Annotated in this window: 15 protein-coding genes; 8 read left to right on the top strand and 7 right to left on the bottom strand. The window is 65.9% G+C overall.

Translation table 11 applies throughout. The annotated features are described in order from the left end of the window. Positions 1-7 precede the first annotated feature (7 nt). The 3 genes from A5692_RS18480 to A5692_RS18470 are packed head-to-tail and all read right to left on the bottom strand — an operon-like array spanning position 8 to position 2,258. Positions 8-967: a phosphotransferase family protein gene (locus tag A5692_RS18480; protein ID WP_068058444.1), complete on the bottom strand. Its 960-nt coding sequence runs from the start codon at positions 965-967 to the stop codon at positions 8-10. Beyond that, positions 968-1,768 carry an SDR family NAD(P)-dependent oxidoreductase gene (locus tag A5692_RS18475; RefSeq protein ID WP_068058443.1) on the bottom strand — a complete coding sequence of 267 codons (801 nt, stop codon included), beginning with the start codon at positions 1,766-1,768 and terminating at the stop codon, positions 968-970. Positions 1,769-1,814: 46 nt separating this feature from the next. Further along, entirely contained in the window at positions 1,815-2,258 is a 444-nt protein-coding gene (locus A5692_RS18470) for a DoxX family protein (protein WP_068058442.1), read from the bottom strand. Between the two features lie 177 nt (positions 2,259-2,435). On the opposite strand from A5692_RS18470, the gene A5692_RS18465 reads away from it, so the two are divergent. Both A5692_RS18465 and A5692_RS18460 read left to right on the top strand, forming a co-directional pair. Next, complete coding sequence (locus A5692_RS18465; RefSeq protein WP_068058441.1) at positions 2,436-2,831, top strand: hypothetical protein; 396 nt, start codon at positions 2,436-2,438, stop codon at positions 2,829-2,831. Between the two features lie 39 nt (positions 2,832-2,870). Continuing rightward, positions 2,871-3,194 (top strand): multidrug efflux SMR transporter, encoded by a 324-nt coding sequence (locus A5692_RS18460; protein ID WP_068058440.1) that lies wholly within the window; start codon positions 2,871-2,873, stop codon positions 3,192-3,194. Here A5692_RS18460 and A5692_RS18455 read toward each other — a convergent pair. Then, a complete protein-coding gene (locus A5692_RS18455) occupies positions 3,166-4,023 on the bottom strand; it encodes an alpha/beta fold hydrolase (protein WP_068058439.1) in 858 nt (285 codons plus the stop codon). The genes A5692_RS18460 and A5692_RS18455 overlap by 29 nt on opposite strands. A gap of 343 nt (positions 4,024-4,366) precedes the next feature. Here A5692_RS18455 and A5692_RS18450 point away from each other — a divergent pair, with 343 nt between their 5' ends. Together A5692_RS18450 and A5692_RS18445 are read left to right on the top strand one after the other, a co-directional pair. Next, entirely contained in the window at positions 4,367-6,802 is a 2,436-nt protein-coding gene (locus A5692_RS18450; RefSeq protein ID WP_068058469.1) for a glycogen/starch/alpha-glucan phosphorylase, read from the top strand. A gap of 43 nt (positions 6,803-6,845) precedes the next feature. Then, positions 6,846-7,457, top strand: a complete 612-nt coding sequence (locus A5692_RS18445) for a hypothetical protein (RefSeq protein ID WP_156766155.1) — start codon at positions 6,846-6,848, stop codon at positions 7,455-7,457. On the opposite strand, the gene A5692_RS18440 is transcribed toward A5692_RS18445, so the two are convergent. Further along, positions 7,454-8,260 (bottom strand): SDR family oxidoreductase, encoded by an 807-nt coding sequence (locus tag A5692_RS18440; RefSeq protein WP_068058436.1) that lies wholly within the window; start codon positions 8,258-8,260, stop codon positions 7,454-7,456. The two genes, A5692_RS18445 and A5692_RS18440, sit on opposite strands and share 4 nt — an antisense overlap. Positions 8,261-8,354: 94 nt before the next feature. On the opposite strand from A5692_RS18440, the gene A5692_RS18435 reads away from it, so the two are divergent. The 4 genes from A5692_RS18435 to A5692_RS18420 all read left to right on the top strand — a co-directional run bounded on the left by A5692_RS18435 (position 8,355) and on the right by A5692_RS18420 (position 13,771). Beyond that, on the top strand, positions 8,355-9,821 hold the full coding sequence (locus tag A5692_RS18435) for a hypothetical protein (RefSeq protein ID WP_068058434.1): 1,467 nt from the start codon (positions 8,355-8,357) through the stop codon (positions 9,819-9,821). Between the two features lie 59 nt (positions 9,822-9,880). Further along, positions 9,881-10,318, top strand: a complete 438-nt coding sequence (locus tag A5692_RS18430) for a hypothetical protein (protein WP_369830301.1) — start codon at positions 9,881-9,883, stop codon at positions 10,316-10,318. Positions 10,319-10,535: 217 nt separating this feature from the next. Beyond that, positions 10,536-10,934 (top strand): MmpS family transport accessory protein, encoded by a 399-nt coding sequence (locus A5692_RS18425; RefSeq protein ID WP_068058432.1) that lies wholly within the window; start codon positions 10,536-10,538, stop codon positions 10,932-10,934. Then, positions 10,931-13,771, top strand: coding sequence for an RND family transporter (locus A5692_RS18420; protein ID WP_068058430.1), 2,841 nt, complete (start codon positions 10,931-10,933; stop codon positions 13,769-13,771). Before A5692_RS18425 ends, A5692_RS18420 begins: the two co-directional genes overlap by 4 nt. On the opposite strand, the gene A5692_RS18415 is transcribed toward A5692_RS18420, so the two are convergent. Further along, a complete protein-coding gene (locus A5692_RS18415; protein ID WP_068058428.1) occupies positions 13,768-14,505 on the bottom strand; it encodes an SDR family NAD(P)-dependent oxidoreductase in 738 nt (245 codons plus the stop codon). The two genes, A5692_RS18420 and A5692_RS18415, sit on opposite strands and share 4 nt — an antisense overlap. Before the next feature lie 14 nt (positions 14,506-14,519). Next, positions 14,520-14,735 (bottom strand): hypothetical protein, encoded by a 216-nt coding sequence (locus A5692_RS18410; protein WP_068058426.1) that lies wholly within the window; start codon positions 14,733-14,735, stop codon positions 14,520-14,522. Positions 14,736-14,745: the final 10 nt, after the last annotated feature.

Below are 14,745 nucleotides of genomic sequence, written 5' to 3'. Positions count from 1 at the left end.
TGCCCCGTTAATCCAGCAGTGACCGCGCCCGGCCCAGCAGTCTCGGGAGTGTTGCCGCCATGTCTTCCAGTTCCTTCCGTGGTGTGCGCGTTCGCCGGTTGTGCTTGACGATCAGCGACCACGTCGCCGCCGACTTGAAGCACGCCAGCGCCATGAACCAGGCCACGTCGGTGACCTTGCGACCCAGCTCTTCTTGGTACAGCTCGGTGAGCTCGGCCACGGGCGGCACCATACCCGCCGAACCCGGAACGCGCCTATAGGTGTCCGGGTCGCAGTTGATCAGGAACCAGCCAACGTCGATGCGCGGATCGCCCACCGACCAGATCTCCCAATCGATGACCGCGTTGATGCGCGGCCCCGAGGCGATCAGGTTGCCCAGCCGGAAGTCACCGTGCACCACGCTCGGCCGCATAGCCGTTGGGGCGCAACTCAACAACGCATCACGCACCGTCGGCCAACCGGGCACCAGCGTCGGGTCGACCGTTCGCAGCGTGTCGGACCACCGCCAGACTTCTGCGAACGCATCGACAACCGGTTCATCATCCAAGCCAAGCCCGCTCGGTAAAAGGTTGTGCAGCGCGGCCATGGCTCGACATGCGTCGCGATACCGCTCGGAAATGCCTAGCGAATCGGTACAACCGTCGAAAAGCGGCTCAACACAGTCGCCTTCGACGCGGGACATCACGAAGGAGGGCGGCGTGTGCGGCGGGTCCCCCGGGTCTTCCCACAGCACCTCGGGCACCGGAACCCGTGTGTCGGCAAGCGCTTTGATGATGCGGGCCTGACGCAGCACGTCCCGGTGCCCGACCGGGTCGACGCCAGGCGGGGCGACCTTGATCACCACTAGACGTTCGCCCAGGGCGCCTTGGAAGGTCAGGCTGGAAGCGCCCCCGGACAGAGGGGTGACGCCGGTGACGCCGGCGGCTTCCAGTTGCCGCCGCAGGTGGCCCGCGTCGAGTTCGGCCATTCAGCCGGCGGACTTCGTCCAGCCGTGTTCGGCGAGGAAGGGCTGCGTGTGCGCGATGAGACCGGTCAGGCTCTTCGGATCGCCGGTGCACAGCCGGAAGGCGGTCTCGGTGATCAGTTCGATGTCCTCGGTGTCGGTCTTGGCCAGGTCGAGGGTGCCCGCCCCGGGCGTGGCCACCGGATTGCTGGGCGCGGCGGCGTTGACGGCGATGCCGTCGTCGTACAGCTCGGCCGCAAGGCTTTTCGTCAGCCGGTTCAGCGCGGCCTTGACCGTCCCGTAGATGCCGAACCCGGCGGTGCGGTCGAACTCCGAGAACGGCGGGCCCGGCGGCAGGTCGCCGCCCACCGAGGTGAGGTTCAGGATCCAGCCCCGGCTGCGCTCGCGCATCGCGGGAATCGCCAGCTGGCTCAACTGCAGTGGGCCGAGAAGATGCATCTCCAGCATGAGGCGGGCCCGGCGTTCGGGAAACGCGTCCAAGGGGCGCAGGAAGGTCACCGCCGCGTTGTTGACCAGGATGTCCGGGGCCCCGACCGCGTCGACCACCTTGGCGAAAAGCCTTGCTCGCTCCTCGGGTTGGGACAGGTCGGCCTGGACCGCGACGGCCTTTCCGCCGGCGGCCACGATCTCGTCGAGGGTTTCCCTCAGCGATCCCCGGTACTTGGGGTCGGGGTCCATCGTGCGGGCCGTCAGCGCGACCGTCGCGCCGCGCGCGGCGAGCCGTCCGGCGATCGCCTTGCCCAGCCCGCGGCTGCTGCCGGTGACGAGGGCCACCATCCCCTCGCACCGTTGGTCAACGCTCATCCTCGATCCTCCTACGGAAATAGCTTCTCCGTATCAGAGAATGCCATTATCGCGGTTGGATCGAAAGGGCCGACCTGGCCCGCAGCGCGTCGATCGAGCAGTTCCCGCCGCCTGCGAAGACCAGCAGCAAGAACGCGAAGCAGAAGAGGATCGCCAACGCGCCGCCGTTGCCCGCCGGCGGGTCGGCGACGGGCCACAGCGCCTGGGGTTGGTGGATCCAGAAGTAGGCGACCGCCATCTGCCCCGAGGCCACGAACGAGACGGCCCGAGTGAACAGGCCGGTGGCGATGAGCAGACCAGCGACGACTTCGATCAGCCCGGCATACCACCCGGGCCACGAGCCGAACTCGACGCGAACCGGCGAACGGACGGGCCAATCGAACAGGCTCCTCGACCCGTATGCGGCGAAGAGCAAACCGTAGACGAGCCGAAACACACTGAGCGCCGCCGGCGTGTAGCGACCGAGTCGCCGGTCCAAATCGTTTGACACGACTGCGAGGTTACGGTCCCGGCCCAGCCAAGCAGGCGTCGCCAGAGCCGGTGGCGGCTCGAGGCCATGTTGTGGCAGCGCGCGGTCTTGGCTGCACCGTTTCGGCGTAACGTCATACTCGCTTACATCGGGTGAAGAAGACGCCCACTCGGGGACTCTGATGGATGGGAATTAGTGATGGGCGAGACTGCCTCCGGTGGGCAATCGGGTCCTTCGGAGCGGGCCGCTAAGGTCCGACAGCGGGTGCAAGAGCTCAACCAGCGCAGGACGGAATTGGCCGCGGGCGAGCGCCCGACGCCGGAGTCGGTGGCACTGGCGCACCGCCGCGCCGAGGAATCCTTGCGCCGCGCGAAAGAGGCGCACCACGCGGCGGCGCTGCGGCACGAAGAGTTGGCTCGGGTGCACGAGCGAACGGCGAACAGCTATCAGCGCGCCGCACTGCAGGGACTTGGGCCCGCCGCTCGACTGCAACAAGCGGCTGACGAGCATTGGCAGGCCGCACACGACGACCATCTCGCGGCCCTTGAGGACGAGGCGAAGTCCCAAGACCCCAAGGAATCCTCCTCGGGGTAGCTCCAAACAGTCCGCCCGTCGCTCGTCCGAGGAGACTCCTTGACATACGTTCTTCTTCTCTGCGCCATCGTTGCGGAAGTAGCCGCGACCAGCCTGCTCAAAAGCACGGAGGGCTTCAGCCGACTGTGGCCGACGGTCATCTGCCTCACGGGTTACGCCATCTCGTTCGCGCTGCTGGCACTGTCGATCTCCCGCGGTATGCAAACAGACGTCGCTTACGCGTTGTGGTCGGCGATCGGCACCGCCCTCATCGTGCTCATCGCCGTGCTGTTTCTCGGCTCGACGGTCTCCGTCGCCAAGGTGGTCGGTGTCGGGTTGATCATCGCCGGCGTGGTCACGTTGAACTTGTCCGGCGCCCACTGACGCTAGGCGCGAGCGGCGCACTCAGCAGATCGAGCAGCGCCGCGGTCACCTCGCCGGGGCGTTCCTCCATGACATAGTGGTCGGCGCCCCGCAGCCGAATCAGCTTGGCCCGCGGAATTGACGCCACCAGTTCGCGCGCGGAGCCGAACGGGATATAGGGATCGCGGTCGCCCCAGATCACGGCGACCGGGCACCGGATCGTCCCCAATCCCTCCGCGAGCCACGGCACGGCGGGCACCGGGTAGTGCGCGAAGAAGTTCCAGAACCTCCGCTTTCCTTCCGGCGAATTCATCCACCCCAGATACTCGGCTTCCAGCGCGGTGTCGAAGCAACCGAGCCTTCGGTAGCGCGCCAGCGCCACATGGTGCAGCGCGGCGAGCGGAAGGTGTTGTGCGGCTTCGGACAGCGCCGGCTGCGTGGCGATCCAGCGCTGGGCCCGTGAAAAGCGGTAGAACCATGGGCGGAAGGTGCCATGTGCGCGGGTGTTCAAAAGAGCGAGTCGCAGTACCCGATCGGGATGGCGGATGGCATAGCCGAGTCCGATGAAGCCGCCGTAGTCGTGAGCGCACAGGTTGAACCGCTGCCACCCCAACACCTCGGCGAACCTTTCGATCCGCTCTACCTCGTTGTCGTAGGTGGGCACGGTGGGTGGCGGACCGGACCGCCCGAAGCCCGGCCAGTCCGGCGCCACGACATGATGGTTTCCGGACAGTTCCGGGATCTGATGGCGCCAGCAGGACGCGCTCTGCGGGTAGCCGTGCAACAGCAGCACCGGCTCTCCCCTGCCGGCGGTGTCTCCGAACACGTTGCATCCGTCGATGTCCCACATGGTCGGAACATATCCGCATCCGACGTCCTACTACCCCTCGCTTCGAGACAGACGGCGCTCCATTCCCGCCACCGAGCTCCTGTGCCGGCGTGAGCCGTTGCCCTCAACGCCGTTTCGTCGCCGCCCCGTGAGCTGGTGTTTACGTAACAGCCTTCAACTGCGCGCCCGGTGTGCAAACATCACTGCCAGACTGACGGTCTGCCGCCCCCGGGCGGACAGGTTGATTTGCGGCAACCTCGAGGGAGTAGGACTCACCATGACCGATGTCGATCAGACGCCCTCCGACGGAATCGCTCCCGCCAGCCCCACGCGGGCCGATCTGATTGAGCACTCTCGCACCGGGATGAGCGCGGCCGCGCTGCAACGGGCCATCAACGACCACCTGCGCTACTCGATCGGCCGCCCCGCGGCGGCCCGCCGGCCCGAGCACTACTACCGGGCGCTCGCACTGGCCGTGCGCGACCGCATGCAGGACCGCCGCGTGGTGTCGACCCAGACCTCGCTCGATCTCGGCCGCAAGGTGACCTGTTACCTGTCGGCGGAGTTTCTGATGGGTCCGCAACTGGGCAACAACCTGCTCAATCTCGGCATGGAGCGGGCGGCCCGCGAAGCGCTGGCCGCGATGGGCCAGAACCTGGACACCGTCCTTTCGTGCGAGGAGGAACCGGGCCTGGGCAACGGCGGCCTCGGCCGGCTCGCCGCGTGCTACCTGGACTCGCTGGCCACCCTGGAGCGCCCGGCGATCGGGTACGGAATCCGTTACGAGTTCGGCATTTTCGATCAAGAGATCCACGATGGCTGGCAAGTCGAGCAGACCGACAACTGGCTGGACCACGGAAACCCCTGGGAGATCGCCAAACCCGACGTCAACTACTTGGTCAAGTGGGGCGGCTACGCGGCTCACTACACGGACGACGCCGGCAAGGACCGCGTCCGATGGGTGCCGGGGCGGGTACTGAAGGGCGTCGCCTACGACACGCCGATCCAGGGTTACGGCGTCAACACCTGCAACGTGCTGACGTTGTGGAGCGCGCGGGCGGTCAAGTCGTTCGCATTGGAAGCCTTCAACACCGGCGATTACTACGGGGCGGTCGAGGACGAGGTGATGTCGGAGACGGTCACCAAGGTGCTCTACCCGAACGACGAGCCCGAGGCGGGCAAACAGCTGCGCCTGCTGCAACAGTATTTCTTCGTGTCCTGCTCACTGCAGCACGTGCTGCACATCATGGACGATCTCGCCGACGTGTCCGTCAAGGAACTTCCCCAGCGTTTTGCGTTGCAGCTCAACGACACCCATCCGTCGATCGGCGTCGCCGAACTCATGCGGTTGTTGGTCGACGAACGCCAGCTGGACTGGGACGAGGCGTGGGAGATCACCGTCGCGACGTTCGGCTACACCAACCACACGTTGCTGCCCGAGGCGCTGGAGACCTGGCCGCTTGACATGTTCGCCGAGGCGCTGCCACGTCACCTGGAGATCATCTACGAGATCAACCGCCGGTTCCTGGACGAGGTGCGCGCCCGGTTCCCCGGGGACGACGAGCGGGTCGGCCGGATGTCGCTCATCGGCGAGAACGGTGGCAAGAGCGTGCGGATGGCGCACCTGGCCACCGTCGGTAGCCACGCGATCAACGGCGTGGCCGCGCTGCACTCGGAGCTTCTGAAAAGTAGTGTGCTCAAAGACTTCTACGAGATGTGGCCGGAGCGGTTCAGCAACAAGACCAACGGCGTGACGCCGCGCCGCTTCCTGGCGCTGGCCAATCCGGGACTGCGGGAACTGCTGGACCGCACCGTCGGCGACGGCTGGCTGACCGACCTGGGGCGCCTGCGCGGGCTCGAGCCCTTCGTCGACGACGCCGCCTTCCGCCGGGAATGGCGCGACATCAAACGCAACAACAAAGCCCGCCTCGCCAAGTACATCCGCTCGGTGGCGGGGGTGGACCTCGACCCGGACTGGATGTTCGACATTCAGGTCAAGCGCATCCACGAGTACAAGCGCCAGCATCTCAACGTCCTGCACGTCGTGGCGCTCTACCACCGCCTCAAACAGGACCCCGGCCTGTCGATTCCGCAGCGGGCCTTCATCTTCGGCGGCAAGGCCGCCCCGGGCTATTTCATGGCCAAGCGGATCATCAAGCTGATCAACGCCGTCGGGGAGACCGTCAACGCCGACCCGGACGTCAACCGGTTCCTGAAGGTCGCATTCGTGCCGAACTTCAACGTGCAGAACGCCCACATGATCTACCCGGCCGCCGATCTGTCCGAGCAGATCTCCACCGCGGGCAAGGAGGCGTCGGGCACCGGGAACATGAAGTTCATGATCAACGGCGCCCTGACCGTCGGCACGCTCGACGGCGCCAACGTGGAGATGCGCGACGAGGTGGGGCCGGAGAACTTCTTCCTGTTCGGCCTGACGGAGCAGGAGGTCGAGGCCGTCAAGGCGGGCGGATACCGCCCGGCCGATTACATCGACCGCAACGACGAGCTGCGCACGGTGCTGGATCTCATTGCGGCCGGCACGTTCTCGCACGGCGACACCGAGGTGTTCCGGCCGCTGGTGGACAACCTGCGCCATGAGGACCCCTTCCTGGTGTGCGCCGACTACGCGTCCTACGTGACCTGCCAGGAGCAGGTGAGCGCCGCGTGGCAGGACAGGGAGTCGTGGACGAAGATGTCCATCCTCAATACCGCTCGCAGCGGCAAATTCTCCTCGGATCGCGCGATCACCGAGTACTGCGACGACATCTGGAACGTGTGGCCGCTGACCGTAAAGATGTGAGAAACCCGGCCGACAATGGCTGCGCCGGGCCTAGGATCTCGGCATGTCAATGCTGGGCGATGCAACGGTCGTCCTCGCTCGCCTGACGAGGTCGACGTCCAACGCGCTGCGTGTCGCGCTCACCACCCCCGACGGCACCGAATTGGCGCGGGCACAACAAAAGGGCGGTGCCGCGGTGCTATTCGGCTTCAAGAACGGGGGCAAAGGCGAATACAAGCTGTCCTCGGCGGCCGGCGATGAGCTCAAGATCGCGGTGGCCGCAACGACCACCATCACCAACGGGAACACACCCGTGGGACGGATCGTGCCCGCCGACGGCGCGGCGCGCCTGGAAGACGGGGGCGGCACCGTGCTGGCGGTGGTGCAGCCACACACCGGACACAAGGCCGACAACGCATGGCACCACCGCCTGTTGTCGCCGACCGGCCAAGCGCTTGGTGTACTCACCCTGATGACCGTTCACACCGGTTGGAGCGACGTCGAGTCCGACGCCATTCTGTTGCTCACCGACCGCAACGTCGCCACCCTGAAGGCACCATCGGCGGGTGCGATGCTCACCCTCGCCGCGCCGGTCCCTCCCCAGTTGGGCGACGTCTTGGCCGCGGCGTGTGTGGACTTCTCGGTACTCCCCCGCGGATACATCGCGTCAGGCTAGCGGTACCCCGGTAGGTCCGGCACTCCGCTGGCGGTCAGCCATCCACCGCCGTCGACGACGAGCGTCGCCCCGGTGACATACGACGCCGCATCGCCGGCGAGGAAGAGCACCGCTTCGGCGACCTCGGTGGTCGAGCCGGGCCGCCGCAAGGGATTCTGCATCGTGCGATGCGCGTCGTCCCCGGCGATCCGCTTGACTCCCTCGGTCCCCGACATCGCCCCGGGCGCAACGACATTGACCCGGACCCCGTCGGGTCCCCACTCGATGGCGCAGGCGCGGGTGAACGCATCGATGCCGGCCTTGGCCGACACGACGTGGGCCTGCAACGCCATGCCGCGGTACTGCGTGGCCGCACTGATGTTCACTATTGATCCGCCGTGATCACGCAGCCACAGCTCGTAGGCCGTCTTCGACACGTTGAACGTCCCCACGAGGTCGATGTCCACCACGGCTTTGAATCCGCCTGCGCCCAGGCCGCTGATCGGCACTGGAAAGTTGCCGGCGGCGTTATTGACGACGACGTCGAGCCTGCCGAACCCCTGCAGCACGTCGTCGACGACGGCCGTCACCTGATCACTGTGCCGGACGTCGCAGACGCCGTAGCGGGCCTCGATGCCGGCCTCCCGCAACGACGCAACGGCCGCCTGGAGGTTGGCTTCCTTGCGGCTGCAGATGGCGACCCGGGCGCCGTGGCTGCCCAGCACCCGGGCGATTTCCAGGCCCAGACCGGTGGCGCCGCCGGTGATCAGCGCCACCTTGTCCGCCAGCAGGTCGGCCCGAAACGGGCTGCGCCGGGCGTTCACGCGGTCAAGGTTACGACGGCTGGACCGTGGGTCGACAGTGGACGTTTTCCCGGTCCGCCGCAAGGATCGACTCAGTGACCCTGGCAGGAGGAAAGTGACCCTACGATTCCGTCGGCTTGCGCTGGCCCCGTTCACCGCGGCGTTGGCGATGCTGCTGCTCGCGCCGTTCGCGTCGGCCGACACCTATACCGATCAGCTGGTGAGCAAGTTCAACGACCAGACGCACGTGCTGGCCGATCCGGCGGCGAATCCGCCGCTGCGGGACCCCGACAGGCTCAACGACCAGATCCTGTCCAGCCGATGGACGTGGAGTTCCACGCCCCCGGTCTGGGTGGCGGCGGTCGCCGCCAAGCAGACGGGGGTGAGCACCCCGGATGCCATCCACAACGTCATCCTCGGACGCGATCCCGCGTTCAGCGGGATCATTCTGGTCATCGACTCGCGCGGCTATCACGTGCGCGCCTACAACGTGCCCAAGGCGATCGCGGACAGTGTCGATCCGCTCATGAGCCAGTCGGCCAGGGCTCACCGGAACGACCCGCAGGGCGCGACGAGTGAATTCGTCAGCAGATTGGCCAGGGTGGACGTGCCCTCCGGGGGACCGGCGAGCACCACCTCCCCTGCCGTGCACAAGAATCCCGACCGCTGGGCATGGTTGTGGACCCTGCTGGTCTTCCTCGCCGTCGCGTTGAGCGTGGTCAGCTTGATCTGGTTCGTGGCGAGCCGAAGCGGCAAGCGCCGCAAGGACGCAGCAGCGCGCGAGCAGATCAAGCAGGAATTGATCACCGCCACAGCGGATGTCGGCGACCTCGACAACGCGGTGCTCACCAACAGCGAGACGGACGTCAGCGCGGAGTCCACGAAGGCCAACGCCAGCCTGTATGACGCCAGAAAGGCCTATGAGACAGGTGACTACGGCGCGGCGCGGGCGCACCTGAGGGTGGTGCAGTCGACGGTGGCCAAGGCCAACCAGAAACTCAACCCCGGTCGCCCTGCGCCGAACGTCGCCGCCGTCGACTCGGTGCCCGAAGACGACCGCAAGCAGGCCTCGGTGCGCACGAAGAACCCCGACACCGGGGAGTACGTGACGATCAACAACAACAACTACAGCACCGCCCCGCAGCCCGGTTATCCCCACTATTACGGGGGTGGCTACTACAACGGGATGTTCTTCTACCCGGGGTACTACCCATACGCGTTCTGGGGTCCGGGCTGGGGTTGGGCGCTCACCGACGTCCTGCTGATGGATGCGCTGCTGGACGACCATTGGGGCGGCAGCTACGAACGCGGCTTCGAGGCCGGCCGCGATTCGGCGTACACGGATACCGGCTACGACGGCGGCCAAAGCGCCGGTTATGACAGCCCGCAAGGCGATGTCGGGTTCGGCGGTGGTTATGACTCCGGCGGCGACACCGGCTTCGCGGGCAACGGCGGCTCGTACTCGGGTGGCGGAGACGTCGACTTCTCCGGCGGTTGGGACTCCGGCGGCGGATCCGACTTCGGCGGATCCGATTTCGGCGGCGGTGGCTCGGATTCCGGCGGCGGCGACTTCGGCTTCTGATACCCGAGAAGTAAGGTTTCCCCTCAACGACCGGATAGCTGAGACCCAGGAGGAGTGGGATGGTGACTGAGGGATTGTTCGGTCTGCTGACGATTGTCGCCCTGGGGCTGGCGTTGACACTCGCCGCCATTGCCGGCGTGTACGTCAGGCGGCTGGAGCGGCGAACAACCAGCCAGATCAGCGAGGAAATCGGCAGCGCCAGAAGCGTCGTGCGCAAACTGCGCAAACGCGAACCGATGTCGGCCGAGGAGCTGGATTATGCGCGGCAAATCGTCGCCGATCGCGGGTCCCTCATGGCGCTGTGTATCCCGGGCGCCTTGTTCATGCTGGGCTGCTTCTATGTGTTCGGCAGCCTCTATCACTTGCACGGAGCGACCCCCTCGGAGCGCACGTTCCTCGGGGTGATTCCCATGTTGACATCGACCAATCTGGCCCGAGGGCTTCGGAGTAGTGCGCGGCTGAAGAGGCGCCTACCCGATGCGCCCGCCGCGTCATGACGGGACACCAACCTCGCTTCGACACACCCAGATCGCGCCGGCGGCCCGGCTGCAGTAATCTCTTTACCGTCGTATGTCAACCTTATTGATATACGACGGGTTCCTGGCTGTCCGGAGAGGGGCGGCGAAGAGTCGGGAACGTTCTTAGGACTGGGTCGCGAGGGGTGATGGAGTGAGCCGTCGTTCAGTCGCCAGGACTGCCTTGGAGCGGGGCTGGATGCCGTTGGTCACCGTCGTTGCGGTCGGTGTGGGCCTGCTGTGCATGTACAAGGTGCACCAGTTCTCCGAACCGGAGCCGGTCATCACCGTCAATGGTCCGCAGGCGCCCGAGCAGTTCAATCTCAAGCGGATCACCTACGAGGTGTTCGGCAACGCCGGCAAGGGAGGGAAGCTCGTCTACATCGACATCGACGGCCACCCGCACCAAGTTGATATCACGGCCCTGCCCTGGTCCCACACGGAGACCACGACGCTCTCGGTGGCATCCGGAAGCATCTCGGTTCACGTTCGTAGCGGTCAGGTGGGTTGCCGGATGCTGGTGGACGGCGTGGTCCGTGACGAGCAGTCGGACGACCATCCGGACGCCGATGTCGAGTGCCGGGTGAAATCGGCATGACCGAGCATCGTCTCGACGAGCCACGGGCCAAACGCCCGTTCATCCCCAGGATGGTCCGGGCTTTCGCGATCCCGATCATCTTCTTCTGGGGCCTCCTCGCGGTCGCCACGAACACCTTCATGCCGCAGGTGGAACGGGTCGCGGAGGAACTCGCCGGACCGATGGTGCCGCACTACGCCCCCTCACAGCGGGCGCTGCTGCACATCGGCGAGAAGTTCCACGAATCGAATTCGACCAACTTGACCATGGTGGTGTTCGAGGCGAACCGGCCCCTCGGGGACGCCGACCACAGGTACTACGACGACCTGATGCGCCGCCTTCAGCGCGACACCCAGCACGTGCAGTACGTGATGGACCTGTGGGGCAAGCCGTTCACCGCGGCCGGAGCGCAGAGCGTGGATGGCAAGTGCACCTATGTGCTCCTGCGTCTCGCCGGCGACATCGGCCAGATTCAGGCCAACCAGTCCGTGGACGCGGTCCGCGACATCATCAAGAAAGACCCGCCACCACCCGGGCTCAAGGTCTACGTCAGCGGTGCCGCTCCGCTGGCCTCGGACACGCTGGCAATCGCCAACGCGAGCCTGAACAACGTCACGATCGTCACCATCATCCTCATCGTCGTGATGTTGTTGCTGGTCTACCGCACCCCGTCCACCCTGCTGGTGCCCTTGCTTGGCGTGCTCATCGAGATGCTCGTCGCAAAGGGGATCGTCTCGACGCTGGGGCACCTCGGGTACATCGAGCTCTCGTCGTTCGCGGTGAACATCGTGATCGCGTTAACTCTGGGCGCGGGAACGGATTACGGCATCTTCCTGATGGGCCGCTATCACGAGGCCCGGCAGGCCGGCGAAAGCCGGGAGGACAGTTTCTACATCGCGTACAAGGGTGTCGCGCCGATCATCATCGGCTCCGGGCTGACGATCGCCGGCGCGTGTTACTGCTTGACGTTCGCGCGCCTCAACTATTTCCACACCATGGGCCCGGCCGTGGCGATCACCATGCTGTTCACCATCGCCGCCGCGATGACGCTGGGCCCGGCGGCGTTGACCGTCGGCAGCCTGTTCGGGATGTTCGACCCGAGGACCAGCGCCAAGGGATACCTGTATCGGCGTATCGGGGCGAGCGTCGTGCGGTGGCCGGTGCCCATCCTGGTGGCCAGTTCCGCCATCGTCATGCTCGGGGCGATCTTCGTTCCCACCTACCGGCAGAACTACGACGACAGGCAATATCAGCCGGCCAGTGCGCCCGCCAACCTTGGTTTCCAAGCGGCGGATCGGCACTTCCCCAAGAGCAAGCTCTTCTCCGAGATGCTGATGGTCGAAACCGATCACGACATGCGTAACTCCGCCGACTTCATCTCCCTGGACCGCGTCGCCAAGGCCCTGATTCGCCTGCACGGCGTGGCGATGGTGCAGGGCATGACCAGGCCCTTGGGTCGCGCGCTCGAGCACGCCAGCATCCCCTACTTGTTCACCACACAGGGCAGCGGCAACGGGCAACAACTCCCGTTCAGTAAGGAGCAGAACTCCAACACCGATGCGCAGGCCGACATTCAGGCGCACTCGGTCGAGGTCCTGCGCAAGGAGATCGGCTTCTTCCAAAAGGTGTCCGACGAGCTGCACCAGACCGTGCTCACCGTCGAAGATCTGCAGCGGGTCGCCGACGACATCAGGGACGAGGTCTCGAACGTCGACGATTTCTTCCGGCCGATCAAGAGCTACTTCTATTGGGAGAGGCACTGTTTCGACATCCCCATCTGCTGGACGTTCCGTTCGCTGTTCGAGACGATCGATCAGATCGACAAGTTGGCCGACGACATCGCGGACGCGAAAGTGTCCCTCGAGGAGGTGGACAAGGCTTTCCCGCAGATCATCGCCCAACTCAAAGCCACCGCCGACGACACCGAGGCACTGCAGTCGAAGTTGGTCAACAGTTACGGATCCGCGGATCTGCAGACCACCCAGACCGAGCAGACGTTCGATGATCTGATCAACGTGGGCAACGACTTCGACAAGTCACGCAGCGACGACTTCTTCTACATCCCGCACGAGGGCTTCGACAACGACGACGTCAAGACCGGGATGAAGCTGATGATGTCGCCGGACGGCAAGGCGGCCAGGTTCATCGTCACCCACGAGGGCGACGCGATGGGCCCCGAAGGCGTGGAGCACGTCCAACAGTTCCCCGACGCGATCAAGACGATCCTGAAAGAGACCTCGTTGGCCGGGGCGAGAATCTATATCGGCGGTTCGGGATCCAACGACAAGGACATCAAGGAATACGCGATGTCCGACCTCATGATCGCGGCGATCGCCGCCTTCGTGCTGATCTTCTTGATCATGATGTTCATCACGCGAAGCCTGGTGGCCGCCTTGGTGATTCCCGGCACCGTGGCGTTCTCCTACGCCGGCGCGTTCGGGCTGTCCATCCTCGTTTGGCAGCACCTGGTCGGCCTGCACCTGCACTGGCTGGTCCTGCCGTTGACGTTCATCATCCTGGTGGCGGTGGGTTCGGACTACAACCTGTTGCTGATCAACAGGGTGAAAGAGGAGTTGCACGGCGGGATTCACACCGGCCTCATCCGGGCGCTCGGGAGCACGGGCGGCGTGGTGACGTCCGCCGGTTTGGTCTTCGCCTTCACCATGCTGGCCATGCTCACCAGCGATCTGCGCACGATCGGGCAGGTGGGTTCGACCGTGTGCATCGGCCTGCTGCTCGACACGCTGATCGTGCGTTCGTTCGTGGTGCCGTGCATCCTGCGGATTCTGGGGCCGTGGTTCTGGTGGCCGACCCTGGTGCGCGCCCGTCCGCTGCGGCAGGCGGCCGCGCCGGGCTAGCCGGCGCCCTTGCCGTTGTCCACACGATAGACGGCGCCGTGCACCGCGGCCGCGGCGTCACTGGCCAGGAAGGCGATCACATTCGCGACGTCGGCGGGCTGCATCATGCCGCGCGGCGAGGCCGTACGCATGATCAGGTCGTAGTTGGGGTTCTCCGGAGCGCTGAAGTGCTCGAGCTGCGGGGTGAGCATGCCCCCGGGGCATACCGCGTTGACGCGCAAGCGATCCGCGGTGTACTCCACCGCCAGAGCGCGGGTCAGCCCGACCAGCCCGTGCTTGGCGGCGCAGTAGCCCGCCGAGTACGCCTGGCCCTCGACGCCGGCGATGGACCCGACGTTGACGATGTTGCCGCCCCGCTCCAGCAGGTGCGGCAGCGCCGCCCGGCACAGGAAGAACGGCCCGTTCAGGTTGACCGCGAGGTCGTGCGCCCAGTCGTCGTCGGTCATCGACTCCGTCCGGCGCATCTGGTGTTGTCCGGCGACATTGACCAGCACGTCCAGCCCGCCGAATTCGCGCACGCACCGCTCGACCGCGTCGCGGCAATCCTGCGCCGAGGTCACGTCAACCGCTGCGTAGCAGCCGTTGCCCACGTCGGCGAACACCTCGGCCAGGCGGGCCGTGTCCCGGCCGATGCCGAAAACCGTTGCGCCCTGGCGGGAGAACAACCGGGCCGTCTCGGCGCCGAGGCCCGACGACGCCCCGGTCACCAATGCGACCTTGCCCTGCAATGACATTCCGCTCCTCGTGGTCAGTAGGAGCGCATCCGCGCGAGGAGTCTCGGCCCCCACAGGGTCATCGCACGGCGCGCGGTCAACAACACCAACAGGCTGATCGCCGTCCTCCCGATGGCGACCCGACTGGTTCGCCGCTTCCAGGTCGGCGGCGCCGAACCCGCGCGCCGGCCGAGGTAGTAGCCGAGGCAGGTCGCCATCGCGAGAGCCGCGATTCCCGCGAGCACCGTCATGATGATGAGC

This window comes from Mycobacterium sp. E342 (assembly GCF_001667665.1).
Classification (GTDB): Bacteria; Actinomycetota; Actinomycetes; order Mycobacteriales; family Mycobacteriaceae; genus Mycobacterium.
The sequence above is the reverse complement of the archived record's forward strand: the minus strand, read 5'-3'. Positions and strand labels throughout refer to the sequence as shown.

Coding starts and splice junctions, on each gene's coding strand:
- A5692_RS18430 (WP_369830301.1), top strand. CDS start 9,881: ATGGTGACTGAGGGATTGTTCGGTCTGCTGACGATTGTCGCCCTGGGG.
- A5692_RS18410 (WP_068058426.1), bottom strand. CDS start 14,735: ATGACGGTGCTCGCGGGAATCGCGGCTCTCGCGATGGCGACCTGCCTC.
- A5692_RS18465 (WP_068058441.1), top strand. CDS start 2,436: ATGGGCGAGACTGCCTCCGGTGGGCAATCGGGTCCTTCGGAGCGGGCC.
- A5692_RS18425 (WP_068058432.1), top strand. CDS start 10,536: ATGCCGTTGGTCACCGTCGTTGCGGTCGGTGTGGGCCTGCTGTGCATG.
- A5692_RS18445 (WP_156766155.1), top strand. CDS start 6,846: ATGTCAATGCTGGGCGATGCAACGGTCGTCCTCGCTCGCCTGACGAGG.
- A5692_RS18475 (WP_068058443.1), bottom strand. CDS start 1,768: ATGAGCGTTGACCAACGGTGCGAGGGGATGGTGGCCCTCGTCACCGGC.
- A5692_RS18450 (WP_068058469.1), top strand. CDS start 4,367: ATGAGCGCGGCCGCGCTGCAACGGGCCATCAACGACCACCTGCGCTAC.
- A5692_RS18480 (WP_068058444.1), bottom strand. CDS start 967: ATGGCCGAACTCGACGCGGGCCACCTGCGGCGGCAACTGGAAGCCGCC.
- A5692_RS18455 (WP_068058439.1), bottom strand. CDS start 4,023: ATGTGGGACATCGACGGATGCAACGTGTTCGGAGACACCGCCGGCAGG.
- A5692_RS18420 (WP_068058430.1), top strand. CDS start 10,931: ATGACCGAGCATCGTCTCGACGAGCCACGGGCCAAACGCCCGTTCATC.
- A5692_RS18415 (WP_068058428.1), bottom strand. CDS start 14,505: ATGTCATTGCAGGGCAAGGTCGCATTGGTGACCGGGGCGTCGTCGGGC.